Source organism: Streptomyces sp. SPB162, from assembly GCF_029504575.1.
Classification (GTDB): domain Bacteria; phylum Actinomycetota; class Actinomycetes; order Streptomycetales; family Streptomycetaceae; genus Actinacidiphila.
Map to the genome: position 1 here is coordinate 5,111,877 of NZ_JAQFII010000001.1, position 19,825 is coordinate 5,131,701.

The following is a 19,825-nucleotide window of genomic DNA, read 5'->3' on the forward strand; positions in this document are numbered from 1 at the left end:
CGCTCTTCCCCGCCCCCTGGCGGCCCCGACGCCCGCCCTCGGGCGGCGTCGACGCCCGGCGTACTGTTCGTTCTGCCGGACCGACCACCCCTGAAAGCCCCCACTGAACATGCTGGACATCACCCTCTTCGGGTCGGTATTCGTCACGCTCTTCGTGATCATGGACCCGCCCGGAATCACCCCGATCTTCCTCGCGCTGACCTCCGGGCGCGCCACCAAGGTGCAGCGCCGGATGGCCTGGCAGGCCGCCTCCGTCGCCTTCGGCGTCATCACCGTCTTCGGCCTCTTCGGCCATCAGATCCTCGACTACCTGAACGTCTCGGTGCCCGCGCTGCGGATCGCCGGCGGTCTGCTGCTGCTCCTCATCGCGCTCGACCTGCTCACCGGCAAGATGGACGAGCCGACGCAGACGAAGGACGTGAACGTCGCGCTGGTGCCGCTGGGGATGCCGCTGCTCGCCGGACCCGGTGCGATCGTCACGGTGATCCTGGCGGTGCAGAATGCCCACGGCTTCGGCCAACAGGCGTCGGTGTGGCTGGCGATCGCGGCCATGCACGTCGTGCTCTGGCTGGTCATGCGCTACTCGCTGGCGATCATCCGGCTCATCAAGGAGGGCGGGGTGGTGCTGGTGACCCGGCTCTCCGGGATGCTGCTCTCGGCCATCGCCGTTCAGCAGGTGGCCAATGGCGTGCTCGGGTTCGTACACGGCGAGGGCTGACGCGGTCCCGTGTCCCCGGACGCAAAAGCGCCCCTGTACGTCCTTCGTACAGGGGCGCCGTCGTCGAATGCTGTCTCAGATCGCCGGGCGGATGTAGATCCGCTGGCCGATGGCCGCGGCCTGCTGGACGATCTTGTTGACGGCGGCGGCGTCCACGACTGTGCTGTCCACAGCGGTGCCGTTCCGGTCGTCGAGTCGCATGATCTCGAAGCGCATGGTGCTTCTCCCTTCGTCGCACTGTCCATGAGTAGTCAACGAACCCCCTCGTTAAAACATTCCCTACGCTAACGAAAACTTTCCCGAGCCTAAGTACCCGCGAGTACGGGACAATGGCGACCTATGGACAACGACAACGCGCTGGCCGCCATGGCCGCCGGTATCGAGCGCACCAACGAGCTGCTGCAGCGGGTGCTGGCCGAAGTCGCCACCACTCCCGCCACCCACGCCGTGTTCGTGGACGCGGGCTACGTCTACGCCGCCGCGGGCCGCCTCGTCGCGGGCACCGAGGACCGCCAGACCTTCGAGCTGGACGCCGAAGGCATCATCGAGGCGTTCATCGACAAGGCCCGCGCGCTCTTCCCGGACAGCCGGCTGCTCCGCGTCTACTGGTACGACGGCGCCCGCCGCCGCATCCACACCCGCGAGCAGGAGCGCATCGCCGAGCTCCCCGACGTCAAGGTCCGGCTCGGCAACCTCAACGCCAGCCGCCAGCAGAAGGGTGTCGACTCCCTCATCCGCACCGACCTCGAATCCCTCGCCCGGCACCGCGCCATCAGCGACGCGGTCCTCATCGGCGGTGACGAGGACCTGGTGTCCGCCGTCGAGGCGGCCCAGGGGTACGGGGCGCGCGTGCACCTGTGGGGCATCGAGGCCACCGAAGGGCGCAACCAGGCGGACCCGCTGCTCTGGGAGGTCGACAGCCAGCGCGCCTTCGACCTGGAGTTCTGCAAGCCGTACGTGACCCGGCGCCCCGCACAGGAGTACGGCGACGGGCCGGTGCCCACGCGGGTGGACGTGCACTTCGTGGGCGCCCGCATCGCCGGCCAGTGGCTCACCGCCCGGGGCCGCGACACCCTCGCGGAACTGCTGCCAGGCCGGCCGTACCTGCCGCCCAACTACGACCAGGAACTGCTCGTCGAAGCCGAGGGCATGCTCGGCATCTCGTTGCGCGGCCACGCCGACCTGCGACGTTCGCTGCGCGACGGCTTCTGGGACCACCTCACCGCCCAGCTCTGACTCCTCACCCGCGACAGCGGCCCAGCCGGAAGGATCCGGGCCGCCGTGTCGCGCTCACTCGTCCTTCGGGCTCCAGAAATCGATCAGTGCCTCGGCCGTCGCCTCCGGCTGCTCCACGTTGGGCGAGTGCTCGGCGCCTTTGACGACCACTCTCCGCGCGCCCAGCCGCAGCGCCATGTCGTCCAGCCACTCCGGCGGCCACGCGTAGTCGATCGCGCCGGACAGCACCAGGATGCGGATCGGTACGGCGGCCAGCTCGGCGACCCGGTCGGGCTCCGTGATCAGCTGCTTGCCGGTCGCGATCAGCTGCTCCGGGACGTTGCCCATCCAGCGCCGGTACAGGAACTCACCCACGGCGGGCGGCACGTCCGGCGCGTCGGCGTTCTCCGCGTCCATCGCGCGCATCGCCTGCCAGACCCCCTCCATCCCCAGCGAGGGCAGCGCCTCGACGAGCATCCTCGTCCGCGCCTGCTGCTCGGCGTCGATGGCGGCAGGACCGGAACTCATGATCGTCAGCGAGTCCCACGACAGCTCGGGGGCGCCGATCGCCGCCGCCCGCACGATCAGCCCGCCCAGCGAGTGGCCCAGCACGTGCAAGGGCCCCGGAGCGCCCAGCGCCTCGGCCTGCGCGAGGACGTCGGCGGCCAGTTCGTCCTGCGCGTACGCGCTCTCCTCGGCCGGCCCGCCCGTCTCGTGCTGCCCCCTGCCGTCGACCGCGACCACCCGGTAGCCGGCCTGCGCCAGCGGTTCGAGCAGCGCGATGAAGTCCTCTTTGCTCCCGGTGAACCCGGGGACCAGCAGGGCGGTGCCCAGCACCGCCGTGCCCGCGTCCAGCACCGCGAACTCGCCCCTCGCGGTGGAGAGGCGGTACGCGCGGGCTCCTGCGGGCAGCTCGAGTGTCGGCGGTCGGCTCATGCCGTGAGATTACGCGAAGCGTGTGTACGACAGGTTGCGGACAGCGACGTAACACCGACCAACCGGCCGAACGCCGACGCCCCCGGTGAAGAACCGGGGGCGTCGGCGGTGCGTGCGGTGTCGTGCGGACCGGTCAGCCGTCGGCCGGCTCGGCCTTCGCGGGACGGGTACGGCGACGGCGGCGGGCCGGCTTGGCCTCGTCGCCCTCGGCGGCGGGAGTCTCGGCCGGAGCGGCCTCGGCCACTGCCACGGCCTCGGCCACTGCCACGGCCACCGGAGCGCCCTCGGCGGCCGGAGCGGCCGCGCGGGTACGGCGACGGCGGCGGGGAGCCGCCTTCGCCTCGCCTTCGGAGTCCGCCACGGCGGGTGCACCGACCACGGCCACGGCCGCGTCCACCGCGACAGCCGCGTCCACCGCGACGGCGGTCTCGGCCGCGGTGGTCTCCGCGGTGACGGTCTCGCCGGAACGGGTGCGGGTGCGCTGGCGCGGGGTGCGCGTGCGCGGCGGGCGCTCCTCGGTGACGGTCGCGGTCGCGGTCGTGGCCGCGGCCGCGGGCTTGCGCCCACCGCCCTTGCCACGTCCACCGGTCTCGCCCAGGTCCTCGACGGTCTCCGCGCCGAGCCCGGCACGGGTGCGGTCGGCCCGGGGCAGTATGCCCTTGGTGCCGGCCGGGATGTTGAGCAGCTCGTACAGGTGCGCGGAGGTGGAGTACGTCTCCTCCGGCTCGTCGAACGGCAGGTCCAGCGCCTTGTTGATCAGCTTCCAGCGCGGGATGTCGTCCCAGTCCACCAGCGTGATCGCGATACCGGTCCTGCCGGCGCGGCCGGTGCGGCCGACGCGGTGGAGGTACGTCTTCTCGTCCTCCGGCGACTGGTAGTTGATGACGTGCGTCACACCGTCGACGTCGATGCCGCGGGCGGCGACGTCGGTGCAGACCAGCACGTCCACCTTGCCGTTGCGGAACGCGCGCAGCGCCTGCTCGCGGGCGCCCTGGCCCAGGTCGCCGTGGACCGCGCCGGAGGCGAAGCCGCGCTGGGCGAGCTGATCGGCGATGTCGGCCGCGGTGCGCTTGGTGCGGCAGAAGATCATGGCGAGGCCGCGACCGTCCGCCTGGAGGATGCGGGAGACGAGCTCCGGCTTGTCCATGGAGTGCGCGCGGAAGATGTGCTGCGTGATGTTCGCGACAGTCGCGCCCTCGTCGTCCGGCGAGGTGGCGCGGATGTGGGTGGGCTGCGACATGTAGCGGCGGGCCAGGTTGATGACCGCGCCCGGCATGGTGGCCGAGAACAGCATCGTCTGGCGCTTGGGCGGCAGCATCGCCATGATGCGCTCGACGTCGGGCAGGAAGCCCAGGTCGAGCATCTCGTCGGCCTCGTCCAGGACGAGGGCGCGGACCGACTTCAGGTTCAGCTTGCGCTGCCCCGCCAGGTCCAGGAGGCGGCCGGGGGTGCCGACGACGATGTCGACGCCCTTCTTCAGGGCCTCGACCTGCGGCTCGTAGGCGCGGCCGCCGTAGATGGCCAGGACGCGCACATTGCGCACCTTGCCGGCGGTCAGCAGGTCATTGGTGACCTGCTGGCACAGCTCGCGGGTGGGGACGACGATCAGGGCCTGCGGCCCGTCGGGGAGGTCCTCGGCCTTGGCGCGGCCCGCTTCGACGTCGGCCGCGACGGTGACGCGCTCCAGCAGCGGCAGGCCGAAGCCCAGCGTCTTGCCGGTGCCGGTCTTGGCCTGGCCGATGATGTCATTGCCCGCCAGGGCGACCGGAAGGGTCATCTCCTGGATGGGGAACGGATGGATGATGCCGACGGCCTCAAGGGCTTCGGCGGTCTCGGAAAGGATCCCGAGGCTGCGGAAAGTCGTGGTGGTCAGGATGCTTGCCTCTTCTGTGAGACGCGGCACTGGGCTGTGAGGGGGGTCGAGCGTCCGCGTCCGGAAAGAACGCCGGGCGCTGACCGCGCAGGTGTCGTACAGCCGTGGGTGGCTGAGAAGCGCGGGACCACTGCCCTCGCACATGCCGCGAGTGGGCCCCTCCTGATGTCAGGAGGGCGGTCGGTGTAGGAGCCGATCGGGCCACCGACCGGGCATCCAGATACTGCGTGCAGTGCACAGGAAATTGCCGAAAATCGGCGGGGTGCATTACCACTCTACCCCGGAATCACGCAGCTGCACCCGATCAATTGTTTCCACCGGGACTGCGGGGGTGGTCCGGCGGGACGCGGACTTGGCTATTGTGCGCACCATGGAGACGCCTGACGAGACGACCGCACCTTCCGCCGGAATCGCTGCCCTGGACTGGGCCGGAGCCTCAGCGGACCCCCACTACCGGGCCGCGGTGGTCGATCTGCTGGGAGCGCTGGCGTACGGGGAACTGGCCGCGTTCGAACGCCTCGCGGACGACGCGAAGCTCGCGCCGGAGCTGGAGGACAAAGCTCAGCTGGCCGCCATGGCGGCGGCCGAATTCCACCACTTCGAGCGGCTGCGGGACCGGCTCTCGGAGATCGGGGCCTCCGCGAAGGAGGCGATGGAGCCCTTCGGCGCGGCCCCTGGACGAGTTCCACCGACAGACCGCCCCGTCGGACTGGCTGGAGGGTCTGGTCAAGGCCTACGTCGGGGACTCGATCGCCTCGGACTTCTACCGCGAGGTCTCGGCGCGGCTCGACACCGACACCCGCACGCTCGTGCTGGCCGTGCTGGACGACACGGGGCACGCCAGCTTCGCCGTCGAGAAGGTCCGCGCCGCCATCGAGGCGGACCCGCGGGTCGGCGGCCGGCTCGCGCTGTGGGCGCGGCGGCTGATGGGCGAGGCGCTGTCGCAGGCGCAGCGGGTCGTCGCCGACCGTGACGCGCTGTCCACGATGCTCGTCGGGGGAGTGGCCGGCGGTTTCGACCTGGCGGAGGCCGGCCGGATGTTCACCCGGATCACCGAAGCGCACACCAAGCGGATGGCGGCCCTGGGGCTGGCCGCCTGACCGACGGAACGCTCAGGGCTCAGGCTCGCCCCGCGACCGAGTGGCGGAGAAAGCGCCGGTCGTCCGCGGGGCGGACGAGCAGGCTGAGCAGCGCCGCCGCGACCAGCGCCGACACGGGGAGCGTGACCGCCGCGTGACCGCCGCCCAGGACGGTGCGGGTGATCAGGCCGCCGACCAGCGCCGCGATGGGGCCGGTGGCCAGGACGAGGGCGCGGGACGGGAAGCGCGCGGGCAAGAAGTGCGTGGCGGCGTAGGCGATGCCCAGACCGAGCGCGGCGAATGCGACTGCTTCCCACATGAACTGGGTCCTTCCCGAGGGGCCGACCGTTGCATAACGGTCCTACCCATTCGGGGCGCCGGACAAAACGGAGGGCCCGCACCCGGTTTCGGGTGCGGGCCCTGCGTCGTCGTCACATCGCCGCGCCGAAGCCGACCTTCCGGCTGGCGGGCTGACCGATCTCCACGTACGCGAGCCGGTCTGAGGGGATGAGGACCTTGTGGCCGTTCTCGTCCACCAGGCTCAGGAGCGACGAGGTGCCGGAGACGGCGTCCGCGACGGCCTTCTCGACCTCCTCGGCCGACTGCGCGCTCTCGATGCTGATCTCGCGCGGCGCGTGCTGCACGCCGATCTTGACCTCCACGGCTCTGTTACCTCCAGGTCTGGCGGTGTGCGCGTCTTCGCGCGGTACGCAGGAAACACTAGCCGGGCTCGGAGGTGTCGAATCCGAAGACGGGGAACGCCGGTAGCGAACAGCGACGGGGAATAACCTGCCGTGGGCACCCCCGGCGGCCGCCCCCGGTGGCCGTCAGCGCGGGCCGGCGACCGTCAGTGGTGGCCGTCCGTGCCGTGCAGCGGGAAGCCGGCGATACCGCGCCAGGCCAGCGACGTGAGCAGGTTGACGGCGGTGTCCCGGGGGATCTGGCTGTTGCTGGAGAGCCAGTAGCGGGCCACGACCTGGGAGACGCCGCCGAGGCCGACGGCCAGCAGCATCGACTGCTCGCGGGGCAGCCCGGTGTCCTCCGCGATGACCTCGCAGATCGCCTCGGCGCACTCCAGCGAGACCTTGTCGACACGCTCCCGCACCGCGGGCTCGTTCGTCAGGTCCGACTCGAAGACCAGCCGGAAGGCGCCGCCCTCGTCCTCGACGTACGCGAAATAGGCGTCCATGGTCGCCTCGACGCGCAGTTTGTTGTCGGAGGTGGAGGCCAGCGCGGTACGCACCGCTTGCAGCAGTGACTCGCAGTGCTGGTCGAGCAGCGCCAGATACAGCTCCAGCTTGCCCGGGAAGTGCTGGTACAGCACCGGCTTGCTGACGCCGGCGCGCTCGGCGATGTCGTCCATCGCGGCGGCGTGGTAACCCTGGGCGACGAACACTTCCTGGGCCGCGCCCAGGAGTTGTTCGCGCCGGGCCCGGCGGGGCAGGCGGGTGCCGCGCGGGCGTGCCTGAGTCTGCTCGATGGCTGTCACGCCGCCTCCCAATCTGTTGAAGGAACACTGCGGGTGCCATCGTACTTTTCGGTAACGGGGCTGTGCGCGGTGCGAGTGCACATTCTCACTAGCTGGGACCCTTCAGCGATAGTCCTCCTCGTCCAGCTCCACCACACGGCGTTGTTCCGCGACGTCCGCGGGATCGGCGGACGCGACGGGCGCTTCGGAGTCGCTCCCGGCCGGGGAGTCGTGCCGGGGGACGACTTCGGTGTGCTGTTCCGCGGCGTCGGCCTCAGGGGTTTCGATGTCCATCTCGGCGGCCGGATCGTCCGCGGCGGCCTCGAACTCATCCTCGGAAATCTGGATTTCGTCGGACACAATGACTCCCTTCCTCACTGTCGAGCGTAGGAGAGGGCGATCGCGGGCGCAGCCTGTGAGGGCGAACACACAGGCGCATGCGTGATCGTCTCGTAACATTGCCCCATGCCCTCGACGGAGTCTCCCCAAGCTGCGATCGCTCCCGCAGCCGTCCCCCCGCAGGGGCCGCGGCTCGGACCAGGGGAAACGCAGCGACATGTGAGCCTGCCCGGTCTCTCGCTGGTGGTCCGCGAGCGGACTTCGGAGCGGCAGGGACTCGAACCGGCCGTTCTGGTGCACGGACTGGGCGGTTCTTCGCAGAACTGGACACAGCTGATGGATCGGCTGGCGGACCGGCTCGACAGTCAGGCACCGGATCTGCCCGGCTTCGGCTTCTCGCCGCCGCCGGACGACGGCGACTACACGGTCGCCGGACACGCCCGGGCGGTGGTGCGGCTGATCGAGTCGGGTGGCCGGGGTCCTGTCCACCTGTTCGGGAACTCGCTGGGCGGCGCGGTGGCGACGAAGGTCGCGGCGGCCCGCCCCGACCTGGTCAGGACGCTGACGCTGGTCTCGCCCGCCCTACCGGAGCTTCCGCCGCAGCACACCGCCTGGCCGACGGCGTTCGTCTCGATGCCGGGGATCCCCGCGCTCTACCTGCGGGCGACCAGGGGCTGGGCGGCCGAGCGGCGGACGCAGGAACTGCTCGCGCTCTGTTACGGCGACCCCTCCTCGGTCGGCGACCGCGCGCGGGCGGAGGCGGTCGAGGAGTACGAACGGCGCATCGCGCTGCCGTACTTCTGGGACGCGATGGTGCGTTCGACACGGGGCATCGTCAACGCGTACACCTTGGGCGGACAGCACTCGTTGTGGCGGCAGGCGGAGCGCGTTCTGGCACCGACGCTGCTGGTCTACGGCGGGCGCGACAAACTGGTCTCCTTCCGGATGGCACGCAAGGCCTCGCTGGCGTTCCGCGACTCGCGGCTGGTGACGCTGCCCGACAGCGGGCACGTCGCGATGATGGAGCACCCTGACGTGGTGGCACGGGCCTTCCGGGACCTGCTCGACCACACGGGCGGGCACGGAACGCACGACATGCACGAAACGAACAGCGGCACGACGAGCGCTGCGGCGAGCAGGAGCTGATTCAGGGCGTGGGGAAGCACAGTGCGGGCGGCGGCCGACAGGGTCGTGACGGCGACATATCGAGCACCCTCGGCGGCGGCCGGTCAGGACAGGGCCGCAGACGGCGGGGCGATGTCGGCGTTCCCGTCTCCGTCCCGCCCCGGTCGCCGGCCCCGGGCGCCCGTTACGACGGCGGCTACGTCGTCGGCGACCACCCGGACTCCCGCCCGCACCCCGAGCACCCGGAGCACGCCGCCTGGGGTGCCCCGGAGGGCTGGGCGGCGGAGCACGGCCGCGACCGGCGCGCCGGGTACCGGCCGGACGAGCTCCCCGACCCGTACGACACCGGTCAGTGGCAGACGTTCGACGAGCCCGTCCTGCCCGCACCGGATCCGTACGACACCGGTCAGTGGCAGACGGCCGGCCGGCCCGGCAGCCCGGCCCCCGACCCGCACGACACCGGCCAGTGGCAGACGTTCGACGAGCCCGTCCTGCCGCCGCAGGCCTTCGAGTCCCCGTCCGGCCGCCGGATTCCGCGGCCGCGGGCCGAGCAGGAGCCGATTCCCGGGCAGGAGCCCGGCATGGACTCCGAGACACCGGCGGCTCCGGCCTCCGACACGGTCAGAAAGAACGGCGGCAAGGGCCGTACCTTCACCGGGATCGCCGCCGCCGCGGTGGTGACGGTGCTCGCCGTGGTCGTCACCGGGCAGGTCGGCGGCAGGGGCGCGGCCCACAGCGAGGCCGGGTCCTCCGGCAGCGCCAAGCGCGGCGACGACGACGCGGCCTCGCGGTCCAAGGACCGTCCGACGCCCGGCGCCGCGAAGGCGGACGCGCCGGCCGTCGTCGGTTACGACCAGCTGATGGCCCAGCAGTACCCGCTCGACCCCAAGCTGGCCCTGGGCGGCCAGTTCGAGACGATGCCGGGACACGACCCCGCGCCGGGCAAGGGCAAGGTGCTGCGCTTCCGGGTTGACGTCGAGAAGGGCCTGCCGCTTGATGCCGCGCTCTTCACCCAGACGGTCTTCAAGACGCTGAACGACTCGCGGAGTTGGGGACACGGCGGAACCAAGACGTTCGAACGGGTCTCATCCGGCCCGGCCGACATCGTCGTTACCCTCGCCAGTCCGGGCACAACCGCGAAGTGGTGTGCGAAGTCCGGTCTGGACACCACGGTTGACAACGTGTCATGTGACGCGGCGTCGACCGAACGCACCATGATCAACGCGTTCCGGTGGGCGCAGGGCGCCGACACGTTCGGCGTGGGCCGCATGCACGAGTACCGGCAGATGCTCATCAACCACGAGGTCGGCCACCGGCTCGGACACGGCCACACCGGCTGCCCGAAGGCGGGCGAGCTCGCCCCGGTGATGATGCAGCAGACGAAGTTCCTGTCGCTCGACGGCGGCCCCACCTGCAAGCCGAACGCCTGGCCGTTCCCGTAGACGCGGTCGGAAGTCCCGCCGATCAGACTTTGACATCGGCGGGATCATCGTTCACTCTTCTGGACATGTCGCATCGCCACGCCTCCGAGGACGCCAGCATCAAGCTGGTGCTCATCGGCGTGGCTGAAATCTGCGTAGCCGACATCCTCTGTCGGTGACCCACGGTTCGGTCGCGTAGAGGCTTTCCGCCTCCGCTCCGAGCTGTCCACCCGTGGGCAGACGCACCTCCCTGAGTCCGAGCCGTTCCCCCGTCGCGGGGAAGCGGCCGCTGCTGCCCGCGGGTCTTCGCCCATCCCGCCGTCACATCACGCAGCCGCGAAAGGCCGAACTCTCATGCGTCAACCGTCCCCCATATCCCGCCGCGTGGCAGCGGTAGCCGTCGGTCTGGCCCTCGCCGGAGGGGCCGCCGCCTGCGGCCCGGAGGACAGCAGCAGCGCCCAGGCCTCGTCCGACGGCAAGCCCGCCAAGGGCGGCACCCTCTACGTGCTGAACAACCAGGCGCAGGAGGACTTCGACCCGGCCCGCCTGTACACCTCGGGCGGCGGCAACGTCCCCTCGCTGGTCTACCGCACGCTGACCACCCGCACCCGCGCCAACGGCGCGGCGGGCTCCAAGGTCGCCGCGGACCTGGCCACCAACACCGGCGAGCCGAGCAAGGACGCCACCGTCTGGACGTACCACCTCAAGGACGGCCTGAAGTACGAGGACGGCACGGCCATCACGACCGCCGACATCAAGTACGGCATCGAGCGCTCCTTCGCGGCCGAGCTCTCCGGCGGCGCGCCCTACCTGCGTGACTGGCTGATCGGCGGCGCCGCCTACCAGGGCCCGTACAAGGACAAGAACGGCCTGGCCTCGGTGGAGACGCCGGACGCCAAGACGATCGTGTTCCACCTGAACAAGCCCGAGGGCGAGTTCCCGTTCCTGGCCACGCAGACCTCGTTCGCCCCGGTCCCGAAGGCGAAGGACACCGGCACCAAGTACGCCGAGCACCCGGTCTCCTCCGGTCCGTACAAGGTGGTCAAGAACGAGAACAACGGCGAGCACCTGGTGCTGGCACGCAACACCAACTGGTCCGAGGCCACCGACGACCAGCGCAAGGCGTACCCGGACAGCATCGACGTGCAGTCCGGCCTCGACCAGGCGGTGATCAACCAGCGGCTGTCCACCGGCTCCGGCAAGGACGCGGCGGCCGTCACCACCGACACCAACCTCGGCCCGGCCGAGCTGGCGAAGGTCAGCGGCGACAAGGCGCTGGCGAGCCGGGTCGGCACCGGCCACTTCGGCTACACCGACTACATCGCCTTCAACCCGAAGGTGAAGCCGTTCGACAACCCGAAGGTGCGCCAGGCCATCGCGTACGCGGTCAACCGCACCACCGTGGTCAACGCGGTCGGCGGCTCCTCGCTCGCCGACCAGGCCACCACGTACCTGCCCGAGCAGGCGTCCTTCGGCTACACGCCGTACGACCCCTTCCCAGCGGGCAAGACCGGCGACCCGGCCAAGGCCAAGCAGGTGCTGGCGGAGGCCGGCTACCCGAACGGGATCACCGTCTCGCTCACCCATGACGTCACCAAGGCCGACGAGCAGGGCCCGGAGGTCGCCACCGCCGTCCAGGACGCGCTGAAGGCGGCCGGCATCACCGTCAAGCTCGACGGCCAGGAGCACAAGGCGTTCGGCGACAAGATCCACAACGTGGCGACCGAGCCGGGCTTCTTCCTCACCGGCTGGGGCGCGGACTGGCCGTCCGGCGGTCCCTTCCTCGGCCCGATCTTCGACGGCCGGCAGATCGTCAAGGACGGCTACAACTTCAACAACGCGCAGCTGAACGACCCGGCGGTCAACCAGGAGATCGACCAGATCAACAAGCTGACCGACCTCAAGGCCGCGGCGGTCCGCTGGGGCGCCCTGGACAAGAAGATCGGTGAGCAGGCCGTCACCGTGCCGCTCTTCCACCCGGTCTACAAGCGGCTGTTCGGCAAGGACATCAAGAACGTCGTGATCAGCGACTGGACCGGCGTCCTGGACATCTCGCAGGTCTCGGTCAAGTGACCACCCAGGACCTGACGGCCGTCGGGGCGGGGGCGGTCGCCGATCCGGCCGCCCCCGCCCCGGGGGCCCGGCAGGTCTGGCGACGGCTGCGCGCACAGCGCGCGGCCGTCGCCGGCTCCGCCGTCATCGCACTCCTCGTCCTGGTGGCGCTCGCCGCACCCCTGCTGAGCGCCATCGAGGGCCAGAACACCACGGCCTACCACCCCGAGCTGATCGACTCCGCCTCCGGCGGCGTACCGCTCGGCTCCTTCGGCGGGATCAGCGGCGACCACTGGCTCGGCGTCGAACCCGGCACCGGGCGCGACATGTTCTCCCGGCTCGTGCACGGCGCCCAGATATCGCTGGCCGTCGCACTCGGCGCGACCGCCGTTCAGATCCTCGTCGGCGTCGGCACCGGCATCGCCGCCGGGCTCGGCAACCGCTTCGTGGACAACGTGCTCAGCCGCGTCACCGACGTCATGATCACCATGCCCGCGCTGGTCTTCGCCATCGCGCTGATGGCCGTGGTCCCCGACGGTTTTCCGCGCCCGCTGCTGCTCGCGCTCATCATCGGCTTCGTCGCGTGGGGCAGCATCTCCAAAATCGTCAGGGCGCAGGTGCTCACCCTCAAGTCGCTCGACTACGTGGCCGCCTCCCGGCTCGCCGGCTCCAGCCCCTGGCGCATCGCCCGCCGCGAACTGCTGCCATCGCTCGTGGCGCCCGTCATCACGTACGCCGCGCTGCTCGTCCCGGCGAACATGGTCATCGAGTCCGGCCTGTCGTTCCTCGGCATCGGCGTGAAACCGCCCACCCCGTCCTGGGGTCAGATGCTCTCCAGCGCCAACACCTGGTACGAGGCCGATCCCGCGTACGTGCTGCTGCCCGCCGCGATGCTCTTCGTCAGCGTGCTCGCCTTCACCGTGCTCGCCGACGGCGTCAGGACGGCGCTCGACCCGCGCGCCGCCAGCCGACTCCGCGTCGGCACCGGCCGCAAGCGCGAAGGGGCCGCGTCATGATCCGCTTCCTGCTGCGCCGCACGGTCTCCGCCGTGGTGGTCCTGCTGGTCCTGGCCGTCGTGCTGTACGCCGTGTTCTACCTGGCGCCCGGCGACCCCGCGCAACTGTCCTGCGGGCCCAAGTGCTCGCCCGCCCAGCTCGTGCAGATCCGCGAGCAGATGGGCCTGAACGACTCGGTGTACGCGCAGTTCTGGCACTTCCTGCAAGGCATCGTCACCGGTCACGACTACAGCACCGGCACCGGCACCGTGCACTGCTCCGCGCCCTGCTTCGGCCAGTCCTACCGCACCGGCGAGCTCGTCAGCGACATCCTCGTCGCGAAACTGCCCGCCACCGCCTCCCTCGCGCTCGGCGCGATGGTGCTGTGGCTGATCCTCGGCGTCGGCACCGGCGTGCTCTCCGCGCTGCGCCGCGGCCGGCCCACCGAACGGCTGCTCACCGGGCTCACGCTCGCGGGCACCGCCATACCGGTGTTCATCATCGGCATCCTGCTGCTGATGCTCTTCTGCTCGGTGCTGCGGTGGCTGCCCTACCCCACCTACGTGCCGTTCACCGACGACCCGCAGCAGTGGGCCTGGAACCTGCTGCTGCCCTGGCTGGCGCTCGCCCTCGCCGAGTCCGCCAAGTACGCGCGGCTGACCCGCAGTTCCATGCTGGAGACCCTCGCGGAGGACCACATCCGCACCTTCCGCGCCTACGGCGTCAGCGAGCGGGCGATCATCGGGCGGCATGCCCTGCGCGCCGCCCTCACCCCGGTGATCGCGCTGTCGGCGCTGGATCTGGGCGCGATGTTCGGCGGCGCGCTGCTGACCGAGTCGCTGTTCAACGTGCCGGGTCTCGGCCAGAAGCTCGTGCAGTCCGTCGAGCTCAAGGACCTGCCGGTCGTGGTGGGCATCGTGCTCGTCATGGGCTTCGCCGTCGTGATCGCCAACGCCGCCGCGGACGTGCTGTACGCGCTGGCCGACCGAAGGGTGGTGCTGGCATGAGCGCGGCCACCGACTCCGCTGTGGACCCGATCGCCCCAGCCGGCCTCGCCGAGCCGCTGGTGGAGGTGAAGGACCTCGTCATCGACTTCCCGACCGCGTCCGGCACCGTGCGCGCCGTCGACGGCCTGAACTTCCGGCTGGAAGCGGGCGGCGCCCTGGGCATCGTCGGCGAGTCCGGCTCGGGCAAGAGCGCCACCGCGTACGCCCTGCTGGACCTGCACCGGGGAACCGGCGCGCGGACCGCCGGCACGGTGCGCGTCGCCGGGACGGACGTGCTCGCCGCCGGCGACGCCGAGCTGCGGCGGCTGCGCGGCGGCCGGGCGGCGATGGTCTTCCAGGACCCGCTCTCCTCGCTCGACCCGTACTACGCGATCGGCGACCAGATCGCCGAGGTCTACCGGGTCCATGTGAAGGCCACCCGGCGGGCCGCCCGCGAGCGGGCCGTCCAGGTGCTGGACCGGGTCGGCATCCCGGACGCGGCCCGGCGCTCGCGCGCCCGGCCGCACGAGTTCAGCGGCGGCATGCGGCAGCGCGCGCTCATCGCCATGGCGCTGGCCTGCGAACCGCGGCTGCTCATCGCCGACGAACCGACCACCGCGCTCGACGTCACCGTCCAGGCCCAGATCCTCGACCTGCTGCACGAACTGCGCGCCGAGACCGGCATGGGGCTGCTGCTCGTCACCCACGACCTGGGGGTGGTGGCCGGCAGCGTCGACGACATCCTCGTCATGCGGAACGGCACCGCCGTCGAACACGGACCGGTGAGCGCCGTACTGGACGAGCCGCGCGAGCCCTACACACGGGCGCTGCTGGCGGCGGTGCCGCAGGTGGACACGGCCCGGCCGGCGGCCCTCGTGAAGCAGCGGACGGCGCCGGAAGAAGCGGCGCCACTCCTCGAAGCGGTAGGCCTACGACGGGAGTTCGGCAAGCGCGGTCGCACCGTGACCGCCGTGGACGGTGTCTCCCTGACCGTCCGGCGCGGCGAGACGCTCGGCATCGTCGGGGAGAGCGGCAGCGGGAAGACCACCCTCGGCCGGATGCTGGTGCGGCTGCTGGACCCCACGGACGGTGAACTCCGCTACGGCGGCCGAGACATCGGCTCGCTCGGCGACAAGGCGCTGCGGCCGCTGCGCCGCGAGCTGCAGATGGTCTTCCAGGACCCGGTCTCCTCGCTGAACCCGCGGCGCAGCATAGGCGAGTCGATCGCCGATCCGCTGCGGGCGACGGGCGGGATGGACGACAAGGCGATCGTCGAACGGGTCAGGGAGCTGCTGGAGCGGGTCGGTCTCGAACCGGACTGGTACCACCGGTACCCGCACGAGTTCAGCGGCGGCCAGCGGCAGCGCGTCGGCATCGCGCGGGCGCTGGCGCCGTCCCCGAAGCTGATCGTCTGCGACGAGCCGGTCTCGGCGCTCGATGTGACGACGCAGGCCCAGGTCGTGGCGCTGCTCGGCGAGCTGCAGCGCGATCTGGGGCTCTCGCTGGTCTTCATCGCGCACGACCTGGCGGTGGTGCGCCAGGTCAGCGACCGGGTCGCGGTCATGCGGGCCGGGAAGATCGTCGAGGAGGGTCCGGCGGACGCGGTGTACGACGCGCCCCAGCACGCCTACACCCAGGGCCTGCTGGCGGCCGTGCCGGTGCTCGACCCGGCCGAGTCCGCGGCGCGCCGCGCGGGCCGCAAGGGGCTCGCGGGGGTCTGAGAACGACCACCGTCGGCTGAGCGAAGTGTGGTGTTCCGCGCACTTTAAGCGACACCAACGCATTGTGGTGCGAGAAGTTACGACCGTTCACCCCTTCCGGTGGCGCGGCGGACAACCGTCCGTCGCGCCACTGTCGTCCCGGCATACCGTCGTCGCGCCGGGCAGACGTATCCGCCCTTCCCCGGCCGATGGCTCCGGCGGACCGGCGAAGGAAGGGGGCGCACACATGCGCATCGCGTTGCTCACCGAGGGTGGCTACCCGTACGCACGGGGTGAAGGCGGCGCTTGGTGCGACCGGCTCGTGCGCGGGCTTCCGGGCCACGAGTTCGAGGTGTACGCCCTCAGCAGGTCCGAGCGGACGGAGGCCGGGGGACAGGTCGAACTGCCCCCGCAGGTGCGCCGGGTACGCAGCGAGCGCCTGTGGGGCGCGCCGCCCGAGAACCACGGCAACCGGGTCCGGACGGCCCACCGCCACCGTTTCCTGCACCACTACGGGGAGTTGGCCGCCGCGCTGACGGGCGGCGGTGCTCCCGGCGTCCTCGGCATAGCCGACGCGGGATCCGACGGCTATGGGGGCGCCCGGGCGGACCGTTTCGCCTCCGGTCTGTACGGGCTGGCCGAACTCGCCCGCGAGGAGGGCGGCCTGCCCGGGCTGCTCCGGTCGGAGCACGCGTTACGCGCCCTGGAGAGCGCCTGCCGCGCCCCCGGCGTACGACCCCTGCTGACGGGGCTCGGGGTGGCGGACCTGCTCGCCGCCGCCGAACTCCTCGAACGCGCGCTGCGACCGCTGTCGGCGCCCTGGTACGAGCCGGACGAACTCGGCGCCGCAGATCTGTGCCACGCCGTCTCCGGCGGGCCCGCGACCCTTCCCGGGCTGCTGGCCAAACGGTTCTTCGGAACGCCGCTCCTGGTCACCGAGTACGGCGTCCGGCTGCGCGAGGCGCTCCTCGCGCACCGCGCGTCCGGCCTCTCGGCCGCGGTCCGCGCGCTGCTCACCGCGTTCCACCGGCTGCTCGCCGGCGAGTCCTACCGCGAGGCCGCGCTGATCACCCCGGGCAGCACCCACGCCCGCCGCTGGCAGGAACGCTGCGGCGCGGACCGTCTGCGGCTGCGGACCGTCTACCCGGGCATGGAGTCGGCCCGATTCGCCCGCGCCGGGGAGGCCGCGGAGGCGGCCGGGACCGGCGCCGCCACCGGCCACCCCGACCCCACCCTCACCTGGGTCGGCCGTCCGGACCCCTCGAAGGACCTCATCGCGCTCCTGCACGCCTTCGACGCGATACGCACGGCGGAACCGGGCGCCCGGCTCCGGATCCTGTACGTCCGCGGCGGCGTCGACTCCTACCTGGCGGGCTGCCGCACGCTGGCCGCCCAGCTCTTCCCGGACGAGGCGCGGGACGCGGTGACCGTCGGGGAGAGCCCCGTCACCTTCGAGGAGATCGGCTCGCCCGGCGTCCCGCAGCTCGCGGACGCGTACGCGTCCGGGGACGTCGTCGTCCTGTCCAGCATCGTCGAGGGGTTCCCGTTGAGTCTCGTCGAGGCGATGTTCTGCGGGCGGGCGACGGTCTCCACCGACGTGGGCGCCGTCCGCGAGGTCATCGGCGGCACAGGGCTCGTCGTACCGCCGCGCAATCCCGCGGCGCTCGCCGACGCGTGTCTCGCGCTGCTGCGCGAGCCCGAGCGCGCCGCCCGGCTCGGCGCCGCGGCGCGCGAGCGGGCGCTCGCACTCTTCACGGTCGAGCGGTGCGTGGGCGCGTTCCGCGAGATCTACCTGGAACTGGTCGCGCACTGGCCCGTGCGCCGCGAGCCGCTGCGCGACACCGACGGTGTGCCGCGCCCCTTCGCGGAACCCGCCGAGGCCCACGTCCCCGGCCGCCTCACCCCAGCGCTCCCCGCCCCGGCCTGGGCCCGCCACCCCCAACCCGCGGGCCTCCCGTTGGGCGACCGCCCATGACCACCCCCCGCGGCTCCGCCCAAGCCGCCCTCCTCGCCCGCATCATGGCCTCCGGCCTGCCGGACGAGCCCGCGGCGGAGCGGGCCGCCGCGGAAGCCGAAGCGGCGGCGGAGGGCCTGGCCGACTGCGTCGAGCGTGTCGCCTCCGGCGGGGTGGGTGACGCGGAGCCGGCTTCGGTCGGCGGGGTCGGCGAGGTGGAGCCGGCTTTGGCTGGCGGGGCGGAGTCGTTCGAAGGTGTTGGCGAGGGCTTGGGGGACTGTGTCGAGCGTGTCGCCTCCGGCGGGGTGGGTGGCGTGGAGCCGGCTTCGGTCGGCGGGGTGGGTGACGTGGAGCCGGCTTCGGCCGGTGGGGCGGAGTCGTTCGACGTTGTTGCCGAGGGCTTGGGGGACTGCGTCGAGCGTGTCGCCTCCGGCGGGGTTGGTGGCGTGGAGCCGGCGTCGGCCGGCGGGATCGGTGACGCGGAGCCGGCTTCGGCGGGTGGGGCGGAGTCGGCCGAAGTTGTTGCCGAGGGCCTGGCCGACTGCGTCGAGCGTGTCGCCTCCGGCGGGGTCGGTGACGCGGAGCCGGCTTCGGCGGGTGGGGCGGAGTCGGCCGAAGTTGTTGCCGAGGGCTTGGGGGACTGTGTCGAGCGTGTCGCCGCTGGCGGGGTGGGTGACGTGGAGCCGCTAGTGGCCGAGACCGTGGTCCCGCGTCCGACCCTCCGCTCGGTGGGCGACGTGGAGCCGCTCGACGGGGGCGCGCCCGCCGCGCCGGCCGCGGCCGGCGGGATGCCCGGTTCGGCCGCGGCCGAGTCCGACACGCGGCTCGCCGCCCAGGCGACCCGGCGGCGGGGGCCCGCTGATCCTGTGCGGAGCATGATGCATCGGCACGAGGAGCTGTGTGCCGGGGCCGTGGACGTGTTGGAGATAGCCGCCGGGCTGGAGGCGCAGGGGGTGACGGACCGGGTGGCGGGGCGGTTCCGGCATCGGGACGTGTTCTCGCTCGCCGAGGAGTTGTACGCCCGCGTCCCGCACGGCGCCGCGGGCGAGCGGACCGGGTCGGGCCGTGTCGGCCCGGTACGGGTCGGCGTGCTGCACGTGGTGCCCGGCGCGGGCTGCGCGGCGGCGGCCGCGTTCGCGGTGCGGTCGCCGGCCGTCGGCGCCGTGGTCGCCCTGCTCGTCGCGCTGACCACCTGGGCGGCGCTGCGACGCGGCCCGCTGCGCACGGAAAGCGCCGGCGGGGCGCTGTGGGGCGGCTGGCTGCTGGCGTTCGCGCTGTGCGGCGGCCCGCTGCTGACGGGGCTGCTCGGGGCACCGCTCGACCCGCCCGCCACCGCCCCGTTCGTGGCACTGGCCCTCACCCTGGCGCCCGCCGCCTGGTGTGCGCACCGCTTCGCGCTGCGGGCACGGGCCGAGCTGGCGTCGAGCCGCGGGCTCGGCGAGTTCGCCGCCCGGGCGCGCCCGCTGCTTGTCGGGACCCTCGCGCTGTACCTCGTGGTGCTGCTCGCACTCCTGTGGGCCGCCGCCGCACTGGCCGGTCCGGCCGGCGTCGCGGGGGCGGGCGCACTGGGGATCCTGCTGTTCATGGCCCGGCTGCTCGCGGTGCACGGCTTCACCAGGGCGGCGGCCTGGGGGACCGGCGTGGCGGCCGCCGCCGAGGCCGCCGCGCTCGGAGCGGCCGCACTGCACCACGTGCCAGGCCTGGCGGCCCTCTCGACTCCGGTCGAACTGGTCGGCCCGGCCGCGATCCCCGTCCTGGCCTGCGGCTGCGCCGCCACCGTCCTCGTGACGCACGCCTTCCGCACCCTCACCCGGGCCTCGGCGCACGGCACCGGAGCCCGCACAGCCTCGCCCACCCGCCCCCGTCCCGCAGACCTCCGCAACCCCAACCAGGAGCAACGTTGATCACGCACCGAACCACCGCGCCGCGCCCACCGCGCGAACCAGAGCAGGTACGTCCCCTGG

The 19,825-nt window shown here is 72.2% G+C and carries 18 protein-coding genes and 1 pseudogene; 12 read left to right on the top strand and 7 right to left on the bottom strand.

Annotation, left to right across the window (positions count from 1 at the left end; genetic code table 11):
* Positions 1 to 109: 109 nt before the first annotated feature.
* Positions 110 to 718, top strand: a complete 609-nt coding sequence (locus tag M2266_RS23470; RefSeq protein WP_277439957.1) for a MarC family protein — start codon at positions 110 to 112, stop codon at positions 716 to 718.
* Positions 719 to 793: 75 nt separating this feature from the next.
* On the opposite strand, the gene M2266_RS23475 is transcribed toward M2266_RS23470, so the two are convergent.
* Entirely contained in the window at positions 794 to 934 is a 141-nt protein-coding gene (locus tag M2266_RS23475) for a hypothetical protein (protein WP_187145002.1), read from the bottom strand.
* 123 nt (positions 935 to 1,057) lie between these two features.
* On the opposite strand from M2266_RS23475, the gene M2266_RS23480 reads away from it, so the two are divergent.
* The gene (locus M2266_RS23480; RefSeq protein ID WP_277439958.1) at positions 1,058 to 1,954 is read left to right on the top strand and encodes an NYN domain-containing protein; all 897 of its coding nucleotides are present in this window, start codon (positions 1,058 to 1,060) and stop codon (positions 1,952 to 1,954) included.
* Between the two features lie 54 nt (positions 1,955 to 2,008).
* Here M2266_RS23480 and M2266_RS23485 read toward each other — a convergent pair whose 3' ends face one another.
* Both M2266_RS23485 and M2266_RS23490 read right to left on the bottom strand, forming a co-directional pair.
* Positions 2,009 to 2,869 (bottom strand): alpha/beta fold hydrolase, encoded by an 861-nt coding sequence (locus tag M2266_RS23485; protein ID WP_277439959.1) that lies wholly within the window; start codon positions 2,867 to 2,869, stop codon positions 2,009 to 2,011.
* A 133-nt stretch (positions 2,870 to 3,002) separates the two neighbouring features.
* Positions 3,003 to 4,886: a DEAD/DEAH box helicase gene (locus M2266_RS23490; protein ID WP_277439960.1), complete on the bottom strand. Its 1,884-nt coding sequence runs from the start codon at positions 4,884 to 4,886 to the stop codon at positions 3,003 to 3,005.
* Between the two features lie 226 nt (positions 4,887 to 5,112).
* Here M2266_RS23490 and M2266_RS23495 point away from each other — a divergent pair.
* A pseudogene (locus tag M2266_RS23495) lies at positions 5,113 to 5,842 on the top strand (ferritin-like fold-containing protein).
* A 19-nt stretch (positions 5,843 to 5,861) separates the two neighbouring features.
* On the opposite strand, the gene M2266_RS23500 reads toward M2266_RS23495, so the two are convergent.
* The 4 genes from M2266_RS23500 to M2266_RS23515 form a co-directional block, all read right to left on the bottom strand.
* On the bottom strand, positions 5,862 to 6,140 hold the full coding sequence (locus M2266_RS23500) for a hypothetical protein (protein WP_277439961.1): 279 nt from the start codon (positions 6,138 to 6,140) through the stop codon (positions 5,862 to 5,864).
* A 112-nt stretch (positions 6,141 to 6,252) separates the two neighbouring features.
* Positions 6,253 to 6,483 (bottom strand): DUF3107 domain-containing protein, encoded by a 231-nt coding sequence (locus M2266_RS23505; RefSeq protein ID WP_277439962.1) that lies wholly within the window; start codon positions 6,481 to 6,483, stop codon positions 6,253 to 6,255.
* Positions 6,484 to 6,668: 185 nt separating this feature from the next.
* Positions 6,669 to 7,310, bottom strand: a complete 642-nt coding sequence (locus tag M2266_RS23510) for a TetR/AcrR family transcriptional regulator (protein WP_277439963.1) — start codon at positions 7,308 to 7,310, stop codon at positions 6,669 to 6,671.
* 102 nt (positions 7,311 to 7,412) lie between these two features.
* Positions 7,413 to 7,649, bottom strand: a complete 237-nt coding sequence (locus tag M2266_RS23515) for a hypothetical protein (protein ID WP_277441434.1) — start codon at positions 7,647 to 7,649, stop codon at positions 7,413 to 7,415.
* A 105-nt stretch (positions 7,650 to 7,754) separates the two neighbouring features.
* On the opposite strand from M2266_RS23515, the gene M2266_RS23520 reads away from it, so the two are divergent.
* The 9 genes from M2266_RS23520 to M2266_RS23555 all read left to right on the top strand — a co-directional run bounded on the left by M2266_RS23520 (position 7,755) and on the right by M2266_RS23555 (position 19,765).
* The gene (locus M2266_RS23520; protein ID WP_277439964.1) at positions 7,755 to 8,774 is read left to right on the top strand and encodes an alpha/beta hydrolase; all 1,020 of its coding nucleotides are present in this window, start codon (positions 7,755 to 7,757) and stop codon (positions 8,772 to 8,774) included.
* Between the two features lie 8 nt (positions 8,775 to 8,782).
* Positions 8,783 to 10,195 (top strand): DUF3152 domain-containing protein, encoded by a 1,413-nt coding sequence (locus tag M2266_RS23525; RefSeq protein ID WP_277439965.1) that lies wholly within the window; start codon positions 8,783 to 8,785, stop codon positions 10,193 to 10,195.
* A 65-nt stretch (positions 10,196 to 10,260) separates the two neighbouring features.
* Positions 10,261 to 10,353 carry an Ms4533A family Cys-rich leader peptide gene (locus tag M2266_RS32425; protein ID WP_346780927.1) on the top strand — a complete coding sequence of 31 codons (93 nt, stop codon included), beginning with the start codon at positions 10,261 to 10,263 and terminating at the stop codon, positions 10,351 to 10,353.
* Positions 10,354 to 10,528: 175 nt separating this feature from the next.
* On the top strand, positions 10,529 to 12,247 hold the full coding sequence (locus tag M2266_RS23530; protein ID WP_277439966.1) for an ABC transporter substrate-binding protein: 1,719 nt from the start codon (positions 10,529 to 10,531) through the stop codon (positions 12,245 to 12,247).
* On the top strand, positions 12,244 to 13,242 hold the full coding sequence (locus M2266_RS23535; protein WP_277439967.1) for an ABC transporter permease: 999 nt from the start codon (positions 12,244 to 12,246) through the stop codon (positions 13,240 to 13,242). Before M2266_RS23530 ends, M2266_RS23535 begins: the two co-directional genes overlap by 4 nt.
* Complete coding sequence (locus M2266_RS23540; RefSeq protein WP_277439968.1) at positions 13,239 to 14,228, top strand: ABC transporter permease; 990 nt, start codon at positions 13,239 to 13,241, stop codon at positions 14,226 to 14,228. The genes M2266_RS23535 and M2266_RS23540 overlap by 4 nt, the downstream gene beginning before the upstream one ends.
* Positions 14,225 to 15,928 carry an ABC transporter ATP-binding protein gene (locus M2266_RS23545; RefSeq protein ID WP_277439969.1) on the top strand — a complete coding sequence of 568 codons (1,704 nt, stop codon included), beginning with the start codon at positions 14,225 to 14,227 and terminating at the stop codon, positions 15,926 to 15,928. The genes M2266_RS23540 and M2266_RS23545 overlap by 4 nt, the downstream gene beginning before the upstream one ends.
* Positions 15,929 to 16,154: 226 nt before the next feature.
* Positions 16,155 to 17,882: a DUF3492 domain-containing protein gene (locus tag M2266_RS23550; RefSeq protein ID WP_277439970.1), complete on the top strand. Its 1,728-nt coding sequence runs from the start codon at positions 16,155 to 16,157 to the stop codon at positions 17,880 to 17,882.
* On the top strand, positions 17,879 to 19,765 hold the full coding sequence (locus M2266_RS23555) for a hypothetical protein (RefSeq protein WP_277439971.1): 1,887 nt from the start codon (positions 17,879 to 17,881) through the stop codon (positions 19,763 to 19,765). Before M2266_RS23550 ends, M2266_RS23555 begins: the two co-directional genes overlap by 4 nt.
* Positions 19,766 to 19,825: the final 60 nt, after the last annotated feature.